This is a genomic window from Pseudomonas sp. 86_A (assembly GCF_017491705.1).
GTDB lineage: Bacteria > Pseudomonadota > Gammaproteobacteria > Pseudomonadales > Pseudomonadaceae > Aquipseudomonas > Aquipseudomonas koreensis.
Genome location: NZ_JAFGYS010000009.1, coordinates 61,156 through 85,210, shown reverse-complemented (window position 1 = coordinate 85,210; position 24,055 = coordinate 61,156). Strand labels below are relative to the sequence as shown.

General features: G+C 62.1%; 15 protein-coding genes. 2 read left to right on the top strand and 13 right to left on the bottom strand.

Going from position 1 to position 24,055, the window contains the following annotated elements; all coding sequences use genetic code 11:
- Window positions 1-158 precede the first annotated feature (158 nt).
- The 3 genes from J5M57_RS15160 to J5M57_RS15150 form a co-directional block, all read right to left on the bottom strand.
- A complete protein-coding gene (locus tag J5M57_RS15160) occupies window positions 159-1,724 on the bottom strand; it encodes an autotransporter outer membrane beta-barrel domain-containing protein (protein ID WP_207848633.1) in 1,566 nt (521 codons plus the stop codon).
- A 251-nt stretch (window positions 1,725-1,975) separates the two neighbouring features.
- Window positions 1,976-2,812: an amino acid ABC transporter permease gene (locus tag J5M57_RS15155; protein WP_169842894.1), complete on the bottom strand. Its 837-nt coding sequence runs from the start codon at window positions 2,810-2,812 to the stop codon at window positions 1,976-1,978.
- Window positions 2,809-3,630 (bottom strand): ABC transporter substrate-binding protein, encoded by an 822-nt coding sequence (locus J5M57_RS15150; RefSeq protein ID WP_064589875.1) that lies wholly within the window; start codon window positions 3,628-3,630, stop codon window positions 2,809-2,811. Before J5M57_RS15150 ends, J5M57_RS15155 begins: the two co-directional genes overlap by 4 nt.
- Before the next feature lie 112 nt (window positions 3,631-3,742).
- Between J5M57_RS15150 and J5M57_RS15145 the strand changes: the two genes are divergently transcribed.
- Window positions 3,743-4,642 carry a homocysteine S-methyltransferase family protein gene (locus J5M57_RS15145; protein ID WP_169842895.1) on the top strand — a complete coding sequence of 300 codons (900 nt, stop codon included), beginning with the start codon at window positions 3,743-3,745 and terminating at the stop codon, window positions 4,640-4,642.
- A 98-nt stretch (window positions 4,643-4,740) separates the two neighbouring features.
- Here J5M57_RS15145 and J5M57_RS15140 read toward each other — a convergent pair whose 3' ends face one another.
- Genes J5M57_RS15140 through J5M57_RS15130 form a run of 3 tightly spaced genes read right to left on the bottom strand, consistent with a single transcriptional unit; the run spans window position 4,741 to window position 6,504 of the window.
- On the bottom strand, window positions 4,741-5,412 hold the full coding sequence (locus tag J5M57_RS15140) for a GNAT family protein (protein ID WP_169842896.1): 672 nt from the start codon (window positions 5,410-5,412) through the stop codon (window positions 4,741-4,743).
- Window positions 5,413-5,424: 12 nt separating this feature from the next.
- Window positions 5,425-5,871 (bottom strand): GNAT family N-acetyltransferase, encoded by a 447-nt coding sequence (locus J5M57_RS15135; RefSeq protein ID WP_207848632.1) that lies wholly within the window; start codon window positions 5,869-5,871, stop codon window positions 5,425-5,427.
- Between the two features lie 9 nt (window positions 5,872-5,880).
- Complete coding sequence (locus J5M57_RS15130; RefSeq protein ID WP_207848631.1) at window positions 5,881-6,504, bottom strand: FMN-binding negative transcriptional regulator; 624 nt, start codon at window positions 6,502-6,504, stop codon at window positions 5,881-5,883.
- Window positions 6,505-6,596: 92 nt separating this feature from the next.
- Between J5M57_RS15130 and J5M57_RS15125 the strand changes: the two genes are divergently transcribed.
- On the top strand, window positions 6,597-8,153 hold the full coding sequence (locus tag J5M57_RS15125; protein WP_207848630.1) for a PLP-dependent aminotransferase family protein: 1,557 nt from the start codon (window positions 6,597-6,599) through the stop codon (window positions 8,151-8,153).
- A gap of 32 nt (window positions 8,154-8,185) precedes the next feature.
- Here J5M57_RS15125 and J5M57_RS15120 read toward each other — a convergent pair whose 3' ends face one another.
- The 7 genes from J5M57_RS15120 to J5M57_RS15090 all read right to left on the bottom strand — a co-directional run bounded on the left by J5M57_RS15120 (window position 8,186) and on the right by J5M57_RS15090 (window position 23,723).
- The gene (locus J5M57_RS15120; RefSeq protein ID WP_207848629.1) at window positions 8,186-12,727 is read right to left on the bottom strand and encodes a hypothetical protein; all 4,542 of its coding nucleotides are present in this window, start codon (window positions 12,725-12,727) and stop codon (window positions 8,186-8,188) included.
- A gap of 28 nt (window positions 12,728-12,755) precedes the next feature.
- The gene (locus J5M57_RS15115) at window positions 12,756-17,360 is read right to left on the bottom strand and encodes a DUF6543 domain-containing protein (RefSeq protein WP_207848628.1); all 4,605 of its coding nucleotides are present in this window, start codon (window positions 17,358-17,360) and stop codon (window positions 12,756-12,758) included.
- 151 nt (window positions 17,361-17,511) lie between these two features.
- Window positions 17,512-18,612 carry a polyamine ABC transporter substrate-binding protein gene (locus tag J5M57_RS15110; RefSeq protein WP_169842902.1) on the bottom strand — a complete coding sequence of 367 codons (1,101 nt, stop codon included), beginning with the start codon at window positions 18,610-18,612 and terminating at the stop codon, window positions 17,512-17,514.
- Window positions 18,609-19,634 (bottom strand): histone deacetylase family protein, encoded by a 1,026-nt coding sequence (locus J5M57_RS15105; protein WP_064589866.1) that lies wholly within the window; start codon window positions 19,632-19,634, stop codon window positions 18,609-18,611. Before J5M57_RS15105 ends, J5M57_RS15110 begins: the two co-directional genes overlap by 4 nt.
- Window positions 19,635-19,903: 269 nt before the next feature.
- Window positions 19,904-20,899, bottom strand: coding sequence for an AraC family transcriptional regulator (locus tag J5M57_RS15100; RefSeq protein WP_207848627.1), 996 nt, complete (start codon window positions 20,897-20,899; stop codon window positions 19,904-19,906).
- A gap of 203 nt (window positions 20,900-21,102) precedes the next feature.
- Window positions 21,103-22,107 (bottom strand): asparaginase, encoded by a 1,005-nt coding sequence (locus tag J5M57_RS15095; RefSeq protein WP_207848626.1) that lies wholly within the window; start codon window positions 22,105-22,107, stop codon window positions 21,103-21,105.
- A gap of 170 nt (window positions 22,108-22,277) precedes the next feature.
- Window positions 22,278-23,723 (bottom strand): alanine/glycine:cation symporter family protein, encoded by a 1,446-nt coding sequence (locus tag J5M57_RS15090; protein WP_064589863.1) that lies wholly within the window; start codon window positions 23,721-23,723, stop codon window positions 22,278-22,280.
- Window positions 23,724-24,055 lie beyond the last annotated feature (332 nt).

Genomic DNA, 24,055 nt, shown 5'->3' with positions numbered 1-24,055 from the left:
TTTAAACCTCGGGGGGGCATGTGCTCCCCTTTTTTTTCGCCTGCAATTTACCTGCATCAAGACCCTTTGCAGGCGTGAGCCTGCTCGCGATAGCAGAGGTCGACTGATCTACCGTTATCGCAAGCAAGCTCACTCCTGCAACGATGGCGTTCAGTGCGTCAGAACGCCAGGCGCCACTGGCCCATCACGCCATAGCTGCGGCTGTCGCTGCCGGCCTCGCCAGTGACGCCAACGCCCAAGGTATGGCGCGCGGACAAGGTCAGATCGAGACCCGCATCCAGCAGCGTGCGGTTGCGGTCCATCTGCGCACCGGTGACCTCGAAGCTTTTGCCGCCCCTGAGCAGTTGCTGACGTGTTGTGCTGTCGAGTTCGCCGTAGGTGTGTTTCACGCTGGCGCTGAGACGCGGCGTCAGTTGCATGCCGTTGGCCAGATGACTGGTTTTCGCCAGGCGCAGGCCGACGGTGCTGCTCGGATTCGCGCGTGTCTGACCCTCCACTTTCAGCGCCGCGTCGCCACCTGTCTCGCTATAACCGTCACGCTGGTAGCGCTGATACCCGACACTGGCGAACGGTTCGATGCTGAGGTTGCCACGGCCCACGTTGTAGCCGACTTCGGCAAACAGCTGCTGGGTATTGGCGTTGTACTTGCTCTGCAGTCGGTCGCTGAAACCGCTGAAGGCGACATGCCGTTTGCCGCTGCCATCGTGCCTGCCATAGGACGCACCCAACCGCAGAGCGAACGGCCCGTCCTGACGCAGGGCATAGGCGCCGAGGTGCCAGCTGTCGAGATCGCCATCGAACTGCCTGGCATCCAGTCGGGTCTGCGACTTCGCGCCGATCAGGCCGAAGTGCCATTGCTCGTCGAAGCGCCAGTCGGCCCCCAGGATCAGGCCTTCAGTAGCGTGTTTCAGCGCGCTGTCGAAATCACGATCGACCTTGCCGCCATGTCCCAGTGCTTGCAGCCAGACGCGGCCGTCACCGTGACCTTTGCGATTGTCCAGTTGATGCATCGCCGAGAGCATGCTGGCACTGACCGGAGCGGCGCTGCTCAGGGTGGCTTTGGCAAGGTTGGCGTTGCTGCCGGCGGCAAGTTGTTCGAGTGCCAGGCTGGCCGCTGGTGGGCTCGCGCCTTGCAGGGCGCTGATGGCGGTGTTGGGTAACGCGGCAGGACTAGTGGGCTGCGCCGGCGGATGAGATGGCCCAGGCTCTTGCGGTTGCTGAGGTTGCTGAGGTTGCTGAGGTTGCTGAGGTTGCTGAGGTTGCTGAGGTTGCTGAGGTTGCTGAGGTTGCTGCGGTGGGGTGGGATCTTTTACCAGGCTTTTGGCGAGTTCCTGAGCATTTTTGCTGCTTGCCAGATGCTCGAGAGGTTTGTCGCGCAAGGGCTCAAACGGCATGCCCTGATCGGGTGTCTGCTGCTCTCTGCTGTTGGCGGAGGTTTGCGCCAGCGTTTCGCCGAACAACGTCTGGTCCGGTGCGAGGTTGCCCGGCGGGTCGATAGCGGTTGTTGCAGGGCTTTGGCTGAGCACTTCTTCAGTCGCCGAGAGGTCGCCTGACGCTGTGGGTGGTTTTGGTGTTCTTTTCCGAGGTTTTTTCGGTTTGTCTTCAACTGCGTTTTCGACGACCGGAATGTCCGGCTGTTGTGCACTGGCGACGTTGCTCCATCCGATTGCCAGTGCAATCGCCACGGCGAGTTGGAGGGGGCGAAGCGAGTAGTGTCCGGGCATGAATCGGGCCTCACTGGATAGGAGACCCCACTCTATTTTTGCCGCAGAAAATCCGATGTCGGCCGCGTCTCGCAGCCTTGCAGGCGATATCCGAGCCTGCCCGTAGAAAATGACGGCAAGACCTGCGACCGGTGTTTTTACTCAAGCCTGACCAGGCCTTTTCCTACGGCAGATCCAGACGCCGCCGGCTGTTCAACACGCAGAAACGCATCAAGCGTTGAACGCCAGCGTGCGTTTGCCAGCGGCTTTACTCAGCTGCGGCGCACGTAGGCCTTGCCGTAATGGCGTTCCATCCGCGCCTGGATCAATTCCAGACCGATCGACATCAGCCAGTAAATGATCGCCGCGGTGGTCAGCATCTCGATGTAGCGGTAGCTCGAGCGCCCGTAGGACTGAGCCAGGAACATCACTTCCCACACGCCCATCACCGAGATCAGTGACGAGTCCTTGAGCATCGAGATGAACTGGTTGGTGGTCGGCGGGATGATGGTGCGCATGGCCTGGGGCAGGGTGATGCGCCAGAAGATCACGCTTTCGCGCATGCCCAGCGCCAGTGAGGCTTCGCGCTGACCATAAGGCACGCCGAGGATGCCGGCGCGGAAGATCTCGCTGAGGTACGCGCCATAGTTCAGCGACAAGGCGATGATCCCGGCCACCACCGCACCGGGCACGACGCCCAGTTGCGGCAGGCCGAGGTAGATCAACAGGATCTGGATCAGCAGCGGCGTGCCGCGAAAGAACGAGGTATAGAAACTGGCGATGCCGAATGCCACGGCGCTTTTCGACAGGCGCGCCAGGGCGGTAATGAAGCCCAGCGCGGACGAGGCGACGATGGCGCAGGCACAGAGAAACAGGGTCAGCGCTGCGCCTTGCAGAAAGCCGTTGGGCGCCAGGTGCACACCGAGCAGGTTCGGTAATTTGTCGAGGATGATCGACAGCTTCAGATCGAAGCTCAGGAAAAAACCGGCGAACAGGCTGCACATCGCCGCCCACGTCAGATACAGGCGTGTGCGGAAACCGAACAGCCGTTGCAGGCGTGATTCAGCCACCGGTTGCGGCGGCTGTGGAGGTGTCGGGAAGGCAGTCATTGGCTGATATCGGCGCCGATCCATTTTTGCGACAGCTTGCTCAGCGTGCCGTCCTGTTTCAGTTGCGCAAACACCTCGCGCACCTTGGCGTCCCACTGCGCGTCACCCTTTTCGATGGCCACCGAGTTCGGCTCCGAATACAGCGGCGCGCCGGCCAGTTTGAAGCGCTGGTCCTGATTCAGACGTGGCTGCGCGGTCACCAGGTTGGTGAGGATGGCGTCGAGTCGCACACCGGCGCCCAGGCCCAGGTCCTGGAAGGCGACGTTGTCAGTATCGTACGGGGCGATCTGCACGTCCTCGAACGGATACTCCAGACGTGTGTCCTCGGCGCCTTCAATGACCAGATTCTTGTTCAGATAACTTTCATAGCTGGAGGCGCTGGTCAGGCCGACTTTCTTGCCGCTCAGGTCCTTGGCGCCGTGGATGCGATCATCCTTGGCGTTGACCACGATCACTGCCGGAGAGGCGTAATACTCCACCGGGAAGTCGAACACTTCGGCGCGGGCCTTGCTCGGGGTCATGGAGCAGATGCAGATGTCATAGCGCCCGCTCCAGCGGCCGGCGGCGATGACGTCCCAGGACGGCGTTTCCAGGCGCAGCTTGACCCCGAGTTTGTCCGCCACGGCTTTGGCGACATCCACATCGAAACCGTCGAGCTGGTTCTGGTCATTGAGGAACGAGAAGGGTGGATAGCTTTCCATCAGCACGCCAACCAGTTCTTTTTTCTGTTCGACACGATCAAGTGTGGCGCCACCGAAGGCTTGGGTGGAGGCGGCCAGAACGGTCAGGCCCAAGGCCAGTAGTGGTTGAAGTTTCACAGTCGACACCTGAAAAAAAAGAGGTTGTTATTAACCGGATGGTGCGTATTAAATAGTTATAAGAACTACTCTGGTAGTGAGTTATTTTCATAAGCATATGAGCGAATCGCATATGGGCACAGCAAACACGGTAATTCTGGATGGCGGCATGGGCCGTGAGTTGCAGCGCGCCGGCGCACCGTTTCGTCAGCCCGAGTGGTCGGCGCTGGCCTTGATCGAGGCGCCGCCAGCGGTCGAAGCGGTGCACGCCGCCTACATCGCCAGCGGCGCCAATGTGATCACCAGCAACAGTTATGCGCTGGTGCCGTTTCACATTGGCGAAGCACGGTTTGCCGCTGAAGGCGCGGCGCTGGCGGGATTGGCCGGGGAGTTGGCGCGGCGTGCGGTGCAGGCGTCGGGCAAAGCGGTGCGGGTTGCCGGCTCGTTGCCGCCGCTGTTCGGTTCCTATCGTCCGGACCTGTTCGACGCGGCGCGGGTGAACGAGTTGCTCGCGCCACTGGTGAACGGCCTGGCACCCCACGTTGACCTGTGGCTGGCGGAAACCCAGAGTTCGATCATCGAGGCGCGTTCCATCCGCGCGGGTCTGCCCAAGGACGGCAAGCCGTTCTGGCTGTCGTTTACCCTGAAGGACGAAGACACCGATGAGGTACCGCGTCTGCGCTCCGGTGAACCCGTGGCGGACGCGGCGGCGGTAGCGGCCGAGTTGGGCGTCGAGACGCTGCTGTTCAACTGCAGCCAGCCGGAAGTGATCGGTGCGGCGATTGATGCGGCGCGCGACACCTTCGAACGCCTGGGTGTGCAGATTCACATCGGCGCGTATGCCAATGCGTTTCCGCCGCAACCCAAAGAGGCGACCGCCAACGACGGTCTTGATCCGCTGCGCGATGATCTGGATCCGCCGGGGTATTTGCATTGGGCGCAGGACTGGCAGCGGCGTGGCGCCAGCCATTTGGGCGGCTGCTGCGGCATCGGCCCGGAACACATTGCGGTGCTGGCGCAGAAGCTGGTGTAAATAACCATCCAAAGATCGCAGCCTGCAGCAGCGCCTACATGGGGTTGATGTTCACCCTGCAGGCGCTGCCGAAGGCTGCGATCTTTTGCTTTGACGATTTAACTCCGGCATTCAACCAAGCCTTTCAGCTGCCCGTCGGGCGTCTGATTTTCATCGGACAGCCACCGCTCGAACCCCGCCGCAATCGCCGGCCACTCCGAATCCAGAATCGAGAACCACGCGGTGTCGCGGTTCTGGCCCTTGACCACCATGTGCTGGCGGAACACGCCTTCGAAGCTGAAGCCCAGGCGCTCGGCGGCGTATTTGGAGCGGGCATTGCCGTTGTTGCACTTCCACTCCAGGCGCCGGTAACCCAAGGCGAACGCGTATTTGGCGAGCAGGTACACCGCTTCGGTGCTTTTCGGTGAGCGCTGCATCGGCGCGCCGAAGGTGACGTGGCCGATCTCAATGCGGCCCTGAGCCGGGACGATCGACATCAGGCTCAGAATGCCCTGCACCTGCCCCGTGGCGCGGTCGATCACACTGAAGAAATACGGATCGCTGCTGGCGGCATGGTTGTTCAGCCAGTCATTGAAAACGCTGCGCTGCGGGAACGGCCCATAGGGCAAATAGTCCCAGAGTTTCGGGTCGGCGCCGGGGCCTTCGAGGGCGTTGAACAGCTCGTCGCCGTGGCGTGCCGGGTCGAGTCTTTCCAGGCGGATGAAGCGACCTTCGAGCAGTTTGCTGGTGGGCGACGGAACGCCTTTCCAGTCGGCAAGTGAAGTGGTCATGTACGCGGCTCCTTAAATGGCTTTGCGAAACTGGATGAATCCGGGGTGTTCGGCGATGCGCTCGTAGAGCTGGATCGCGGTGGCGTTGGTCTCGTGGGTCAGCCAGTGGACTTTGCAGCAGCCATCGGCCTTGGCAGTGGCGTAGACGTGCTCGATCAGCAGGCGACCAACCCCCGTGCCGCGCGTCTCTGGTGCCACCAGCAGATCCTGCAGGTAGCAGGAGTTTTCAATGCTCCAGTTCGAGCGGTGGTAAATGAAATGCACCATGCCCACGGCTTTGCCATCGGCCCAGGCGAGGGCGGCGTGGGTCGGTTCGCTCGGTTCAAGGAAACGCTGCCAGGTGCTGTGGGTGACGGCGTCCGGCAACTCGGTGTTGTAGAAGCGCAGATAGGCTTGCCACAACGGCAGCCAGGCGGCGTGATCACCGGCAGTCACCGGGCGGATCTGGATCTGACTCATGCTGTTTCCTTAACGCATCAAGTGGGCGAGGGTCTGGTCATTGATGTCCGGGCTGGCGGCCAGCCCTTCGCGCACGCCGGCGATGTCTTCGGCGCTGCGGTTCTGGCTGAGTTTGCGCTTGCCTTCGAGGCGGTCGATGGGGATGGCGAAACCGACGATGGCCTTGAGCATGCCGTCGATGTAGTCGGCAGGCGCGTCATCGACCTTCCACGGTTGCGCGCGACCGGCTTCATGGCGATCAGTGAGGGTGCTGACGATGTCCAGCAGGCGCCCGCCATCGCTGAAGGTTTCGGCGTGGCCGTAGGCGTGCACGGCGACGTAGTTCCAGGTCGGCACGACTTTGCCGTGCTCGGCCTTGCTCGGATAAAAGCCCGGGCTGACGTAGGCGTCCGGGCCGGCAAAGATCAGCAGGGCTTCGGCGCCGTCGCGCAGGTCTTTCCATTGCGGGTTGGCTTTGGCCAGGTGCCCGTACAGTGTGCCGTGCTGACCTTGTTCGCGATGCAGCAGCACCGGCACATGGCTGGCCTGCAGGCCGCTTTCACCGTGGGTCACGAGAATCGCGAGGCGGGTGGCGAGGATCAGTTCGTGGAGTTGGGACAACTCGTCGATGGCAAAAGCGCGGGGCGTGTACATGGAGAGATTTTCCTTGGCGAATGCCTGCATCCTAGGCAGGCTATTGGACTGTTGTAAGAGCCATTGATGACCAATTTCATAGGTCCATTGCCATGCCCGAAGCGCCCACGCTGTCCATGCCATTCAATCCGGCGGGAATCGAACTCGACCGTCGTCAGGGCTTGAGCCGCCAGTTGTATCAAGCATTGCGCTTGCGCGTACTGGACGGACGTCTCGCCAGTGGTACGCGGCTGCCGGCCAGCCGCGACCTGGCGGCGGCGCTGGCGATCTCGCGCAACAGCGTGGTGCGTGCTTACGATCAGTTGTACGCCGAAGGCTTTATTGAAGGCCGGGTCGGCGACGGCACTTACGTTGCGCAATTGCCCCAGGCGGCGTTGCCGGCGAAAAAACTATCCACAAAAGTATCCACAGGGTTTTCAACAGGCTTACCCACAGCCTTATCCACAAATTGGCTGGATTTACCTGTGGATCCATCCAGCAAAGTTATCCACAGCGACGCGCTGACTCGGGTCAAAAACAATCATTTGGCCCGTCCACCCAGTGGTCCGCCCCGGGCTTTTCGGGTCGGTGTACCGGCATTCGATCTGTTCCCTTTCGACGTCTGGGCCAAGCTGAATGCGGCTTTCTGGCGCAAACCGGATTTGCAGCAACTGTGTTACGGCGATCCGGCCGGCGACGCGCGGCTGCGCGGGATGATCGCGGCCTATTTGCGCAGCTCCCGAGGCATGCAGTGCACGGCTGAGCAAATTGTGATCACCAGTGGCGCGCAGCAGGGGATTAGCCTTTGTGCACAGCTGCTGGTGGAGCCCGGCGACGGCGTGGCGATCGAGAATCCGGGGTATCGCGCGGCCGGGCATGCCTTCGCCGTGGCCGGTGCCCGGTTGCATGGGGTGGCCGTGGACAGCGAGGGCATCGACTGCCAGCAATTGGCAGGGCTGACCGATTGCCGCCTGACCTATGTCACGCCCTCCCACCAGTACCCCACAGGAGTGGTGATGAGTCTGGCGCGGCGCCTTGAACTGCTGGCCTGGGCCGAGCGCACGCAAGGCTGGATCGTCGAGGATGATTACGACGGCGAATATCGCTACAGCGGTGCACCACTGGCGCCTTTGGCTGCGCTCGATCGACAGGGACGGGTGCTGTATGTCGGCACCTTCGGCAAGGTCGCGTTCCCGGCGTTGCGCCTGGGGTATCTGGTGCTGCCACCGGGATTGGTGGATGTGTTTGCCCAGCGGCGTGCGGTGGATGTGCGCCATTCTGAAGTCAGTACCCAGGCGGTGATGGCCGAGTTCATGGCCGCCGGGCATTTTCAGAGACATATCCGAAGGATGCGCCGAGCCGCCCTGAGCCGTCGCGACACCTTGCTCAGTGGCTGGCCAGCGGATATTCCCGGAGTCGGTCCGTTACCCACCGTGGCGGCCGGCCTGCACCTGACGGTGCCGGTCGACAGCGTGGCCCGTGAACGGACGCTGATCGAAGAGGCGGCCAGCGTCGATGTGGAGATCAATGGCCTGAGCAGCTATTGGCTGCCCGACTCGAGCACCGCGCCGGATCGACGCGCCGGGCTGGTGATAGGGTTTGCCGCGGTGCCCGAAAAAGCCATCGAGGCCGCACTGGCACGCCTGCGCACGGCCTGGCGCGTGGGTTGAAGCGGGTCTGCTGACCCGCTAGGTTCATGACCTCAGCGACGCGCTTCCAGTTTGAAGAACAGCGCCGGATCACTGATACGTCGCAGCACATAGTCGATCGGAGCCAGCTCGGTCAGGGCCTGTTGGCGTTCAGTGCTGAACTGCTGCAAATGGACGTCGGCGATTTTCAGGTGCGCTGCGGTGAATGCCTCCAGCGGAGCTTGCATCGAATCGTAGTGAAAATGCGCCAGCCACAAAGGCTGATCGCGGTGGGTGGTATCGAGGATCCGGTATTCCTGAAAGTAGTCCCGGCGTTTCTTGGTCCTGATCCGCCCCTGCGGGTTTTTCTCGATGCGCACCTGATGATTGTCCAGCAGCCATTGCACGTACGCCTGGCGGGGCTGGCGCTCCTTGAGCAGCGCAGCGCGGACACTGATGCCCTCGGCGCGCAAGCGCTCGGCGGCGCTTTGCAGCTCCGCCGGCAGGTTGCCCACCGGGAAGCGTGTGCTGCCGCTTTCGCGCATCCGCGCCAGTGCCTGGCGGACCGCTGTCGCGGACTGTTCCAGGCGCTGCGCCTGTTGATCAAACAGATCCTGCATGTCGGCCGGGATGCGATTGGGGCGGAACGCGTCCTTGCGTGTCTGATCGATGAAACCCTGCACGTTTTCGTTGAGCGTCAGGCCATTGGCGATGGTGTCGGTATCGTCCGGTAGTGGTTCGGCGGCGGGGCGAGGGCGTGCCGGCAGGATGTCGTGGAACGCCGGCTCGGTGGCGGTCGAAGGCTTGGCGGGATTCGGGTCACGGGGCCGGCTCTTGGTGACCTTGGGGGCCGGACGAGACGGGCCGGCAATGGCGGGTTTCGGCGTGACCGGCTTGACCGGCGCAGGCTCTGGGGTCTCGGGCAACAGCAGGCTCAATTGCTCCTGTGCCACCTGCCGGAAATCACCGATCAGTCTGCGGACTCGATTGACCTCGGCCGGTTCGATCTTGCCCGGGTACTCGTCGGGGAGCTCCCTGAAGCGCTGATCGGTATCGGCATAGACGTCGAGCAGTCGGCTGAGGGTGTCGATGCGTCCGGCCACCGGCTCACTGCTGTCTGACCTCTTGAGCTGTGCAGCATGCTGATGGGTGGCGGTCGCTGCTTCGATAATCAACCGACCCACGGCATCGCGCTGGGCGCCACCGGTACTGGCGCCGCCGCGCAGGCACAACTCATGGGACATGCCGATTTCGTTGGCCTTCAAATCCCACTCGGTGAAGGCCGGCAGCATGTCGCGCAGGCGTTTGGCCGCGCTGATGCCGGCGCTGCCGGTGGCTTCCAGATCCTCCAGCGAGGTTCGCGCCAGTTGCAGGCGAGCGACCATGTCCTGACTCAGTGCCAGCGTCTGTTTGACCGTGGCGATGTGCTCCTGCAAACCGGCTTCTGCCTCGATGACACTGTTCCCGCTCAGCTTCTGGTTCAAGGTGGCATAGGCATTGCGCTGCAGGGTGAACCACAGGTTGAGGTTTTTCTGCAGGTGCGTCGTCATGTTCAACAAGTCATAAAAGTAGCCGACGCTACCACCCTTGAGGCGCCATTCCTGAAGGTTTTTCAGTGCCTGCTGGTAATCGGTGATGAGCTTTTCCACTTGGGCGAGGTAGCGCCGGGTCGCCTCTTCGTGAGCCACACCGGTGGTGTTCATGATCTCCGCCTGAGCGGTTCTCAAGGCCTCGTTGCCGATCGATTCCTGACGTTTGAAGGCGTTCAGGGTGGCTTCCAGTTGTTTGCGCTGTTGCTCCTTGACCCAACGCTGCGCGCGCAACTGGCTTTGCAAGCTTTGACCACCGGCTCCCCCGCGCAGGCGCAGGCGAGTATCGACAACCCATTGGCCCTGAGTGTCATGCGCCAATAGCGGGCCGGGCTCTGGCGGGCTGCCCGGAAACTCGATCTGGATTTGTTGCTCGTCGTTTTCGACGACGCCGTACCAGCGCTCGCCGACTTGTGCGTAGAGGCGATCACCGCGGCGATACAGGTGCCCGGTGCCGTATTCGATTTTTTCCAGGGTCGTGTCCGTCAGGTCAAGCGGCGTCACGCTTGCCTTCAGCAGGTAGGCGAGCAATGCGTCGGCCGAGCGGCGCGGAACGGAGCCCCGTGCTTCCAGTGAAGAACAATGGCTCGTCGGCAGTTCACCGGTCAGCGGCGTGGGGATGCGGGTCACCCTGGGCGCTGCCGGTTGAGCGGCGGCGGGCACGGTGGTGGGCACTGCGCTTTCAACCGGGGCGGGTGTGTGGCGTCGGCCGCTTCGCCGGGAAACGGCCGCGCGGTGAGCCAGGAGCAGCCCCAGGCTCAGCAGCATATCGCCGAAGGCATCCCATTCGGCGAGCTTGTCGCCCCGCTGGCGTGCCTGCAGCGCCTGTTCGACTTCACTGATGCTTTGCCAGATCCAGACCGCAGCACCGGCCGGGCCACTGAGAAAATTTGCGGCGACGTTGAACAATGCCCAGCCGCTGTCGCGCAGCAGTGTCCAGCGCCGCTCGGCGTTGGACTGAGATTGCCGGTCGGCGAGTTCGGCCATGGTCTGGGCATGGGTCTTGAACAGGATGCCGAATACGTCGCCGTGCAGCTCTTTTGATGAGAGCTGGACCGGGCCGGTCCAGTCTGTCCCGGTCCACGGCTCGGACAGCAACTGCGCGCCCGTCCACGGGCTGGGCAGACCAACAGGAAACGTATATTGCGCGTATTTGAAACTGGTAGCCGAATCCGGCAGCCACGCCAGCACCGAATCCCGCAACTCCCCGGGCTGATGCAGGGCGTACACAAGATTCTGCGCAGAAGGAAACTGCAACAACGGCTGGTCGAGCAGCGGGCGATACAACAGGCACGGTCCGCTGTCCGCCTGACGTGGGCCGATCAGGAACATGTTGGCCACCGTGTCGCCTTCGGTGTCCCCGGCGCGCAAGAACGTCAGGGGACGAATGACCACCGGCTGCAGATGACCAGGCGTCGGTTTGAGCCACTCGCGAACATACGCGTAGCCCCGCTCATCGATACCGCCAATCCCGCGAATCTTGCATTCCAGGGCAATCAGCGGCAGCAGGGCATGCAGCTGGCGCAGGTAAAAATGTTTCTGCAGGGAGGCTTGCTCGGAATCATTGATCAGTTTGTCCTTGAGCAATTGAGGGTAGGTCTGGCCGATGTCGACTTTTTTCGCCATTTCCGTCAGGTACGCGCTGTCCAGCCAGGCGGGAAGCGGCTGCGGCGGGTTGAAGCGCAGGGTGGCCATATAGGGCGGCGAGTTCTGCAGCGCGAAGTCGCCCAGGTTTTCGCTATAGCTGTCGAGCGGGTTGGGCAGGGTCAAGCCACCGGACTCGAAACTGTTGGTGATGGTGATTTCCAGTGAGTCCAGGGGTAACCCGGCGGCGGTTGGCTGGTCGGCAATGATCGCGTCGCGCATTCGCTGCTGGGCGAAAGCGTCGATCGCCGGCAGATGGAACAGCTTTTTATCGACGTGCTTGTACAGCTTGCCCAGAGCATTGACGGAGCGGCTGTAGTGATCCATGTCGGCAGCGCTGGCGCCGGCCAGCCATTCGGGCATCGCCTCATCAAGCGCCTCCAGCGTGTCTTTTTCATCGTTGCTGGAAGGCGGGAGTGCGGGCGGCAGGCTGTCGGCATTGGTAGCGCTGGCGATGGACTCGCGAGTGAGTTCGGCAATGGCCTCAAGTTGGCCGGCGATCAAGGCCCAGGCCATATGGTCGAAAAAATTGCCTTCGGGTTCGAACAGTCGCCACTTCATGTCACGCCCGTCCAGACGTTCTTCGAGGCGCCCGGGCAATGAAGCGCCCAAGGCGTCCAGCGACTCGAACGATTCATAACCGCTGTCCACGGTGTACATCATCACCAGGTCGCGCTCGCGATAACGTCCTGTCAGCACCGCAACGCCGCCGACCACCAGGTGCCGGGTCTGATCCTTGGCGTCCATAGTGTCGATGTCGATCAGGTGCACCCTGATCGTTGCGAGCGCCGGTTGCCGGCCGTCCCGTTGCTGCTTGTCGGGAAAATGCGAAACGGCCCGGGCGACATGGCACTGGTCGGCATCCCAGCCGTTGACGGTCTGCACATCAAGGGATTTGCGCAGGGCATCGGACAGTTCCTGCCAGCGCGGCACTTTGTGAACGGTGCTGTTCCAGAAGGCCAACTGGCGTTCGCGATAGGCGACGAACAGCAGCGGGTTGTAATCGTTGAGCAGGGTGGCGATGGCTTCGATGCTGATATCCAGATGCACCACGGGAGACGCCTGCGGGTCGGCTGTCAGAAAGTGTTCGCCCTCCAGGTAATTGGCGTCGGTGTCGGTGAAGAACTGGCGCACCAGCGCCTGGGTCAACGATTCGAATACGATCGGCAGCGCGCGGACCTTGCCGTTGGCCCATTGCCAGCGAGGAGTGCCGATCAGGGTGTGATCGGGATCCAGGGACTGATCCGCAAACTGCTTTTTCAAGGCCACGCGCAGCATATGCGCGGCGACCTCATCGATCGTGGGGCCCTGACTGATCTGTTGCAGCACCAGGTTGTTGATCAGTTGGACGGGCACGCGGGTGTTGTCGGTGTGTTCGGTCATCGTCAGCTTCCTTTTTGACGTTTCGGAATTACGAAAAAAACAGTTTGCGGGCCAGTTGCGCGCTGATCTCGCTACGGTAAATGGCGATCACTTGCGTGTTTGTAGTGTCCGCACTGATCTCGAAGGCGCCTGCCAGCAACCGTTGGCCGCTGGTTTTCAAATGGGCGGCGGTGAAGTTTTCCACCGGTCCGTCGGGTGCGGCGTAGTGGAAGTGCGCATACCACAGCGCCTTCTGCGTGCCGTGATCACGGATTTCGTATTCCTTCAGGTAATCCTTGCGCGGCCCTTTGAGCCGGCGCCGTCCGGCAGTGGGCACGATGTCGATTTCGTTCTTGCTCAACAACCATTCGATGCGCGCAGCGGTAGGGGGTTGCTGTTTGATCATTTCGATCCGTATCCGCTGGCCTTCGGCGTTCAGCCGATCCCGGGCCTGATGCAGTTCGGTCTTCAGCTTCGTGGCAACCGGGCGCTGGCTTGCGGTTGTGCCGGGGAGGTTCAAGGCCCTTTCCAGGGCTCTGGCGCTTTGATCGAAGTGTTCGCTTTTCTGGCGAAACAGGTCCTCGATTTCTACCGGGATGCGCCCGGCTTTTTTTGAGCTGGCTTCGGTTTGCCGAATGAAGCCTTCCACACCGTCAAGCAGGCTCTGCCCTTCGGTCAGCTGTGCAGTGAGGGGCACTGGCGCGGCGGGGCGCCGGCGTCTGGCCGGGACGCGTTCGACCCAGACGCCCGGCGTCTTTTCGTGGAAGGTGGCGATGACTCTGCCGGTCATCGGCGCGCGCACCTCCAACAGGACCGGCTCGCCCGGCTGCGCGGGTCGTACTTCACCGACCACCGTGCCTTTGAAGCGTGTCTTGACCACGCGTTTGCGAGGTGCACGCGCAGGTCTTGAGGGCCCGGGGCGAGGTTCCGCGGGGACATGCTCGCGCAACAATTGCGCCAGATGGTCTTCGGTGAGTGTCTGAAACTCGCCGATTCGCTTGCGCATATGCTGGAAGGGCTCATCCAGCACGGCGTCCTTGTGCTCGAGGGCGAAGTCCTCCATCGCTTGATCAATGGCGACAAACTGTTCGAGCAGCCCGTCGAGGGCTTCGTTACGTTCGCTGAGGCTTGCGGGGTTTTCCTCCAGCATCAGTTCCTGTGAGGTCTGGATCACCAGGTTGGTGGTGTCGAGCAGGCGGGAAAAGTCAGCCCGGGCCTCATTCAGTGCGGCGGTATCACCTTCCTTGAGACACACTTCACGGGCCAGCGACACTTGTAGCGACTTGAGGTCATTGAGGCTGAAGGTCGGCAACCGCTGGCGATACTGCACGATCACTTCGGCTGCATCGCGGCCGAGTCGCTCCAGGGCCTGAAACTTTGATCGGGCGAATTCAATTTTGCTGATGACGCCTTCAGTCAGGTCGACCATTTGTTGATAGGTCGCACGGTCACCGGCGGCACCGTTGATTTCTTCGGCCTCCAGCAGGGCCAGAGTATCGCGCAAGGTCTGAACGAAAGCGGGGTTCTTCTGATCAAGCCATGTCTGGTTGAAATGCAGCTGGGTGTCGAGCATCGTGGTCATGGCTTTACGATAGTTGGGCACGGTCTGCAGCAGGCTCAACGCCTTGAGCTGTTCCATCGGCGCCTCGTATTGAAGTGTGCGACGGTCAAGCTGTTCCAGAAACGCTTGTCGTAACCCAGGCAATGTCTGGTCGTTGGCATCCCTCATTTTCTGGTGAGCGGCCAGCAGTTCGGTTTTTGCTTTGGCGCGCTCGTCATCGAAGTCGGAAAGTTGCTGTTTTAGCTCGACGATGCGTTGCCGGTTTTGCTCTTTCACCGCTTTGCGCCTTGCCGACAAGCCACCGCCGCGCAGGCGCAGACGGGTGTCGACGAACCACTGTCCGGCGGCGTTGCCGATCAATGCGGGGCCTCTGCGTGCGGGCTGTTGCCGGGTATCGATCATCGATACCGCACCCGTTTCATCAACGGCCACTTCAAACCAGCGCTCACCGATCGGCGCATAGTAGCGGGCGCCGAGGCGATGAAGGTGGCGGTGAAGACCGCTGCTGCTATCGGGTGGCACCAATAATGAGGGACGGGTGACAGCGAAGCGTTCCAGCGTTTGCGCAAGGCTCAGGGCCGCATCGGTCAGCACGCTGGTGTGATGTTGCGCCGGGGCCGACTCACCCGCGATATCGGGCAAGTGCACAATGCTGATCGGCGCCGGCGGTTTTTCCGCCAGCACGGTTTGCGAGGCATTCGAGTCCATTTTTTCGCTGCCTCGGGCGTTCGACTGACGGGTACTGGCGCGATGGGCGAGGACCATCGCGAGGATCAGCAACAGGTCGGTCATGGCGCTGGCCTGCTGCTGTCGCTCACCTCGTTCGCCAGCGTCGAGGGTCTGCTGGACGTCGTCCAGCACCTGCCAGATCCAGGCAACGGTGCCGACCGTGCGGCCGAGAAAAGGCAGCGCCGCATTGAAGATCATCCATGCATCCTGCTTGAACGTCGCCCAGCGGTTTTGCGCATTGGACACCGATTGTCTGTGCGCCAGCTCGACCAGCGTATCGACGTTGGCCTTGAACAGGAAAACCAGATAATCGGTGGCGATGACGCGCGAGCCAAGGGTCAGCGTGCCGCCCATCTGTAGCGGGGTCAGCGGGTCTGCCAGCAACTGCGCGAGCGACCAGACCGAGGGCAGGCTACCGGTGAACACGTAGTTGGCATAGTTGGCCCGCACCCCGTCGGGCAACCAGGCCAGCACCGATCGACGTAGCGTTGCCGAGTGCTTGATCGCGTAGATCAGGTTGGCGGGTGTCGGATATTGGCTCAGGGGCTGGTCGAGCAAGGGCCGGTAAAGCAGGCAGGGTCCCTTGTCCATGTGCCGGGGGCCGATCACGAACATGTTGGCCACTTCGTCCGCAGCGCCGATCAGGCGCCAGCCGGGGTTGAACGCCAGTGGACGGATGACAATTTCCTGACCGTCGACCCAGCGATTGGCTTCGAGCGCCTGAACCACGGCAGCCACATAGCGATAGCCCAACTCATCGATACCGTCCTGGCCGCGGATCTTCTGCTGCAAGGCCAGCAGCGGCAGTTCGACTTGCAAGTGACGGGTGAACAGATTCTGCCGGCGCAGGCTTTCCACCGGGTCATCGAGCAGCTTGTCCTTGATCAGTGCCGGGTAGGTCTTGCCGATGTCGACGCTTGTGATCAGCGCTTCGAGGTAGGCCAGCGTCATCCACGACGGCAACGTTGCCGCGCTTTTGCTGCGCACGATCTTGTTGCCCAGCGGCACGGCGATCAGGTTTTGCAGCGCCAGGTCGACCAGGCTCAGTGTGGTGCGTTCCGGCTCCGTCAGCGGCACGAAAGTGCCCCAGACTACGACGCTGTCGACCTCGATCTCGATGTCCGCCAGATTCACCGTCGCCGCATCGGCGTGCTCCTTGAGCATGGCTGCGCGCAGGCTATCCAAAGCAAACTCGCGAATCGGCTTGATGCCGTCCTGAAATGACTGGTCGTTTGTCTGGGTGCGAACGGTCGCCAGATCCATCAAGTGCCGGCTGTACGCCGTGAGGTCGGCGGGGGAAGCGTTGATCATCCAGTCCGGCAAATTTTGCTCGACCCGATTGAATTGCGAAGAGGCGTGTTTATCCGTGGGGTCGAGTTCATTGTTGGCGCGGCTGATATGCGGGGCCGGATCGCGTTTCGCGGCATCGCTGTCCTTGGCCAGTGCGCCGATGGCGTCGGCCTGCAGAGCAATCAGGCTGCACGCCAGATGATCAAAGTAATTGCCTTCGGGTTCGATCAAACGCCATTGCAGCGCGTTGTCAGGTTTCTCTCTGTCGGTGTACCTCACCAGGGACTCGCCGAGGGTCTGCAGCGTGTCGTAGCGTTCGAAGCCACCGGTCACGGTGTGCGCGAGGATCAGGCTGCGCGACCCTGCGGTTCCGATCAGTACGGCCATGTCGAGGGTGTTGAAGCGGGGCGCGCCGCCCTTTGTGTGGCCGAAGTCGAGGTCGATCAGGCAGGCGCGTGATTGATAGGGGTCGTTTGCCGTGCGCGCATTTTTCTCCGGGTGGCTGAACAGGTGGCGCGTCATGCTGACTTCGTCTTGGGTCCATTCCGGCCCGGCGTCGACGTTCCAGCAATCGCGCAGAGAGTTGGATAACCGTTTCCAGCGCGGCGTCGAGGGTTGCACGAGCTGATTCCAGTAAGCGATTTGCTGTTCCTGAAAGGCGAAAAACAGCAACGGCGCGAGTTCGTTGATCAGGTGCCCGATGACCTCAATGCTCACGGGCATCTGCACCGGAACCGGCGCAGTGGGGTCCAGAGTGAGGTAGTGCTCACCATCGAAATAAAACACCGGGGTCGACGCTACGCCATGACGTACCAGCGCATCGGTCAGTGATTCGTAGTGTGATTGTCCTGGGCTGATGTGCTGTTCGTGAACACGCCAGGTGGGCGTCACTACCAGCGCCAGACGGGGATCGATGTCGAGTTGCGGATAAAGGGTTTTCAGGGCCGGCAGCAACGCCTGAGTAGCGACTTCGCGGATCGAAGGACCGGTCACCAATTGCGTAACCAGATCGTCCTGATCGTCCTGTTCGTTGGTGAGGCCGAGGTCGGCGGCTGGGCTGGAATCTTCGGTCATGATCACATCCTGTGTGGGGAGGCACCGTCGGGTGTTCGGTGCACATGACGTTCCACGGTAGTGACGCCGGCAGAAGGGCAGGTGGTAGATAAATATTGCGGGTAAAAAAAGACCTGCGTGAACGCAGGTCTTTCGGGTGCGGCGGCCGGCGTCAGGTGCCGGACTTGATCTTGGTCCAGGCCCGGGTCCGCGCCCGCTCGGCATCGCGGGGCAATGGCTGCAGGGTGTACAGCGTATTCATCGCCGCATCGGTCGGGTACAGGTTGGGATTGTTGCGGATCGCCGGATCCACCAGACCGGTGGCGTCCTTGTTCGGGTTCGGATAGCCGACGAAATCGCTGACCGGCGCAATCACCGCCGGTTGCAGCAGGTAGTTGATGAAGGTGTAGGCGTCTTCCGGGTTTTTCGCGCCCTTGGGTATCGCGAGCATGTCGAACCAGATCGGCGCACCTTCCTTGGGCAGGCGCATGTCGACCACCACGCCGTTCTTCGCTTCCTTGGCGCGGTTGGCCGCTTGCGAGAAGCTGCCGGAATAACCGACCGCGACGCAGATGTCGCCGTTGGCGATATCGGCCATGTACTTGGAGGAGTGGAAGTAGGTGATGTACGGGCGGATCTTCATCAGCAGCGCTTCAGCCTTGTCGTAATCCGCAGGCTTCTTGCTGTTGGGATCGAGCCCCAAGTGTTGCAGGGCCAGCGGCAGGATCTCCGACGGCGAGTCGAGTAGGGCCACGCCGCACTGCTTGAGCTTGCTGATGTTCTCTTCCTTGAAGATCAGATCCCAGCTGTCCACCGGCGCGTTATCGCCCAGCGCGGCCTTGACCTTGGCCGGGTTGAAGCCGATCAGGATCGTGCCGTACATGTACGGTACGGCGAACTGGTTGCCCGGGTCGTTGGCCTCGATCAGCTTCATCAGTTTCGGATCGAGGTGATTCCAGTTCGGCAGCTTGCTGCGATCCAGCGGCTGGAACACCCCGGCCTCGATCTGCTTGGCGAGGAACACGTTGGACGGCACCACCACGTCATAACCGGAGTTGCCGGTCAGCAGCTTGGCTTCCAGCGCTTCGTTGGTGTCGAAGATGTCGTAGACCAGTTTGGTCTGGGTGTTCTGTGCCTTGAAGTCTTCCAGCGCCTTGGGCGTGATGTAGTCGAACCAGTTGTAGACGCGCAAGGTGCGTTCTTCGGCGTGCACAGCGCTGCTCAGCAACGCCGCACACAGGGCTGGCGCGATGAGGTGCTTGAAGTGGTTCATTGTTCGAACCCTTCCAGCACGTTCACCGCGTTGATGCCGATTTCCTCCACCGCGTAACCGCCTTCCATGACGAACAATGTCGGCTTGCCGAGGGCGGCGATGCGCTTGCCCATGGCCAGGTAATCCGGGCTGTCGAGTTTGAACTGCGAGATCGGATCGTCCTTGAACGTGTCGACACCCAGCGACACGACAATGATGTCGGCGCCGTAGCGGTCGATCTCGTTGCAGGCCTGTTCCAGCGCCGCGCTCCACACGTCCCAGCCGGAGCCGGCCGGCAGCGGGTAGTTGAAGTTGCAGCCTTCACCGGCGCCTTCGCCGCGCTCATCGTCGTAGCCGAGGAAGAACGGAAACTCGGCTTCCGGATGGCCGTGGATCGAGGTGAACAGCACGTCGCTGCGTGCATAGAAAATCGACTGGGTGCCGTTGCCGTGGTGGTAGTCGACGTCGAGGATCGCGACTTTCTTGTGGCCCTGATCAAGGAACGCCTGGGCGGCGATGGCGGCGTTGTTGAGGTAGCAATAACCGCCCATCAAGTCGCTGGCGGCATGGTGTCCCGGTGGACGGCACAGGGCAAAGGCACTGCGTGCGCCGCGCTGGATTTCCGCCTGGGCAGTCAGCGCCACTTGCGCTGCGCTGTAGGCCGCTTGCCAGGTGCCGGCGGTGATCGGTGCGCCGCCGTCGAAGCTGTAATAGCCGAGCTGGCCGTGCAGGCTGGTCGGTTTGATCTGCCGCAGCGTGCGCGCCGGCCAGGTGTAGGGCAGCAGGTCGCCGTCGGTATTGAATTCGGTCCAGCGCTGCCACGCACCCTTGAAGAAGTCGAGGTAGTCGCGGCTGTGGATCCGCGCGATCGGCTCCAGGCCGAAATCCTTCGGTGCCTCGACCGGGCCCAGGTGCTGGTGTTGGACCCGTTGCAGCACGTGGTCGGCGCGCGAAGGCATCTCGAAGCACGGCTTGAGCTGGCCGTCGATGAGTTCGCAGCGGCCATGGTGCAGGTGGTGATCGTCTGAGTAGATCGTCAGCATTTGTTGTTCTCCGCAGGGCTGATTCGGTTACCCCCAGTGTTGCGGCGCGCGGCGAATCGGAGAACGGCAGGAAAGGCCAAAAGGGGATCGATATGGCCAAAAGATCTGACCGTTATTCGCCCCTTGCTGGCGTAGGTTTGCACCTGCCATGGGCAGGAAATACACAATCCTTGTAGGAGTGAGCCTGCTCGCGATGGCGGTCTGTCGGCCAACATAAGTGTTGAATGCTGGATGGCAATCGCGAGCAGGCTCACTCCTACAGGAGGTTCTCAGTGCGGGCGAAACTGACTCGGCGCAACACCGCTCCAGCGCACGAACGCGTGGCGGAAGCTCGCGGTCTCGCTGAAACCCAGGGTTTCGGCGATGCGGTAGATCGGCAACTGATCCTCACACAGCATCTGCTTGGCGCGTTCGAAACGCAGTTCGTCGAGCAGTTCCTGATAACTGCTGCCCATGTCCTTGAGGTGGCGCCGCAAGGTGCGTGGCGAGCACTTCATCTGCTGGGCCAGGCCTTCGAGCCCCGGCGCGGCATTCAACTGGGCGCTGAGCAACTGGCGGATGCGCCCGAGCCAGGCCTGGCGGCCGGTGAATTCGAGGTTCTGCTTGCGGCAGCGCTCGGCCATCGCCTGATGGGTAATGGCGTCGGCCAGTGGCAGCGGTTGCTCGAGCCAGCGGCGGTCGAAGGCGAAGGCGTTGTCCCGGGCGGCAAAGTGCAGTGGGCTGGCGAAGTGTTCGGCGTAGCTGTCGCGGTAATCCGGCGCGGCGTGCTCGAATCGCGTGGCGAGCAGCGGCAGCGGATGACCCAGCAAGTCATCGCAAATGACTTTGAGCGAAACCAGGCAGAACTCGGCGTTGAACACCGCCATCGCCGGACTCTCGCGGTAATCGGCGGCGACGAACCAGACGCGCTCGCCATCGTCTTCCAGACTCAGTTCGAAAAGTGTTCCCAACAGCGCCGGATAACGGATCGCCAGGCGCAAAGCGTCACCGAAGGTGGCACAGGTCAGCAGCGCGTAACCGAGGATGCCGTAGCAGGACACGTGCATGCGCCGGCCCAGTTCGAGGCCGATGTCGTGCTTGAGCGCGACCGCGTTGGCGCAGACCTGCATTTCCTGATTGGTGGTGATGCGCGTGTCGGTGCGGTTCAGATCCGCGGCGCTGATGCCGCTGCCCGTGAGCAAGGCGTCACTGGACAGGCCTTGATCCTTGAAGGTGTTGAGCACCAGCGAGACGGCGTTGAGGGTGGTGAGGTGGGAGTGCAGCATAAGATCTTCCAGCCTTGGGGGTGGCTGGAGCGCAGCAAGTTGCATGCCGGACGCCGATCAAACTGTGGGAGGGCTATTGTGGCGAGGGAGCTTGCTCCCGCTCGACTGCAAAGCAGTCGCAATATTGTGGAGGCGCTGCGCGCCCCAGCGGGAGCAAGCTCCCTCGCCACAGGGGCTCACTCCTACAGGGGGGGTGCGTGGTGTCAGATCAGCTCGCCACACAGGTCGAGTTCGATCAGTCGGCGCACTTCAGCCGATTCCAGACCCGCGCCCAGCAACGCCTGCAACTTGCCGAACGCCGCTTCGCGGGTCATGCCGCCACCGGACAACACGCCCACGCCACGCAGCCGGCTGCCGGCCTCGTAAACGTCGAGCTCGACTCCGCCTTCATGGCACTGGGTGACCGCGACCACCACCACACCGCTGTCCCGGGCACGGCCGAGGCTGGCGAGGAACTCGGGGTTGTCGCTTGGTCCGGTGCCGCTGCCGTAGCACTCCAGGACCAGGCCCTGGATGCCGCCGTCGAGCAGGCCGTCGACAATCCCGGCGCTGATGCCGGGGAACAGCGGCAGTACGGCGACATTCGCCAGGTGTTTCGGCTGGTTATAGTTCAGCGCTGCCGGGATCGACGTGGCTTTCACCCCGCCACCTTGACGCTCCAGGCGCTTGAACGGATGCCGGCCGAAGCTGCGCACTTTTGCGCAACGGGTCGGGTCCAGCAGCTCGCCGTGGAAGTACAGGTGCACGCCCGGCGCCAGGCCCTGGCCGAGCGCAACCAGTGCGCCGCCGAGGTTTTCCCAGGCATCGCTGTCAGCCACGCCCGCCGGCAGCATGGAACCGGTGAAGCACACACGCGCCTGCAGGCCGAGCAACTGGAAACTCATCGCCGCGGCGCTGTAGGCCAGCGTGTCGGTGCCGTGCAGGATCAGCACGCTGTCGCAGCCTTGCACGTCCACGGCATCGACCACCGCTTCACGCAGTTGCTGCCAATAGGCCGGGGTCATGTTGGCGCTGTCGATCAGCGGCGACATTTCCCGGAAGCGCCACTGCGGCACCACCCGCTCAGGCTGGCTGTGCAGGTAGTCGCGCATACGGGCTTCGAAACCGGATGCCGGGGCCAGCCCGTTGGCACTGGCCTGCATGCCGATGGTGCCACCGGTGTAGAGCACCATGACCTGTTGGGCGGCGGGGAAGGAATTGGCAATCATCTGAAGGTCTCCACAAGAGATGACATTGTAGGAGTGAGCCTGCTCGCGATAGCGGTTCATCATTCAACATTGATGTTGGCTGAAAGACAGCTATCGCGAGCAGGCTCGCGCCTACAGGTAGTGCATCACAATAACTGACGGGCGCAGGGGATGCGCCCGTCATTCACCTGTCAGCGTTGCGCTGCAGGGACGCCTTGCGGCTCGACTTCGCTCTTGCCGGCGGCTGGCGCGTCGGCCGGCCAGGCCTTCAGGTCCAGGTCCAGATCGGCAAACTTGCTGGAGTCGAACACGGGCTGCTTGACGCCGGCGCGGCGCTGCTCGTCGTAGTCGCGCATCACACGCATGCCGACTTTGAACAGCATCGCCAGGGCCATCAGGTTGACGAAGGCCAGGCAGGTCATGGTGATGTCGGCGAAGGCGAACACCGTCGAAAGGTCCTGCATCGAACCCCAGACCACCAGCGCCAGCACCAGGCCGCGGAACGCCATCAGCGCAGCGCGGTTGCGGGTGAGGAATTGCAGGCTGTTCTCGCCCAGGTAGTAGTTGTAGAGGATGCAGGTGAAGACGAACAGCGACAGCGCGACGCTGACGAAGATGCGGCCCCAGTCACCGACCACGGCGGCCAGCGAGTTCTGGGTCAGGACGATGCCGTCACCTTCGAAGCCCGGGGTGTAGAAGCCCGACAACAGGATCAGCAGCGCGGTGCAGGTGCAGATCACGAAGGTGTCGAGGAACACGCTGAAGGCCTGAACCACGCCTTGGGCGCCCGGGTGTTTCACCGAGGCCACGGCGGCGACGTTCGGCGCACTGCCCAGGCCCGCTTCGTTGGCGAACACGCCACGCTTCACGCCCATGACGATGGCGCTGCCGAGCAGGCCGCCGAAGGCCGGGTCGAGACCGAAGGCGCTCTTGAAGATGGTTTCCAGCATGGCTGGCACGTGTTCGATCTGGGTGCCGATCACGTACAGGGTCACGCCGATATAGGCCAGGGTCTTGACCGGTACCAGCAGGTCGGACACCGCCGCGATGCGCTTGATACCACCGATGAAGGTGATGGCCAGCAGCACTGCCAGGACGATCCCGGTGTGACGCGGGTCGAAGGCAAAGGCGTTCTGCAGCGAGTGGGTCACGGTGTAGGACTGCAGGCCGATGAAGGCGAAGCCGTAGGTGACCAGCAGCAGGATGGAGAACACCACCGCCATACCTTTGAGCTTCAGGCCGTGCTGGATGTAGTAGGCCGGGCCGCCACGGTACAGGCCGTCGCCATCGGCGCGCTTGTAGACCTGAGCCAGGGTGCATTCAAAGAAGCTGCTGGACATGCCGACCAGTGCGGTCACCCACATCCAGAACACCGCACCTGGCCCGCCGAGGGTCACGGCGATGCCGACACCGGCGATGTTGCCTGCACCGACACGGCCGGCAAGGCTGAGCATCAGGGCCTGGAACGAGCTGAGTTGCCCGCCGCTGCTTTTCAGGCTGTCGCGGAACACCGCGAACATGTGGAAGAAGTGCCGCAATTGAACGAAACGCGAGCGAATCGTGAAGTAGCTACCGAGCCCGACAATGAGCACGATCAGTACTTTCCCTGAGAGGAAGTCGTTAATGACTTCGAGCATGGATTTTTCCTCGCTGTTTTTTGTGTAAGCAAATGCTGGATGTTCAGAAACATCGCGTTACACCGGTTTGCGCACGGCACAACAGGTGAGGCGAAGGTTTCGTCCCGGATCCATTTCGCGGGTTTGTTATTAGTTCGGGTTTCGCATGGGTTATGGCCTCGTTACCGACGACCGCTCACGCGAAGAGGGGCGGCACTATACCGATCAGTGCGGCGCCCGTCTGCACGCTCGTGGTGCAAGCGACGAAACGAGGGTGCTGCAAGATCAAAAGATCGCAGCCTTCGGCAGCTCCAACAGGGGTACATCGATCATGTAGGAGCTGCCGAAGGCTG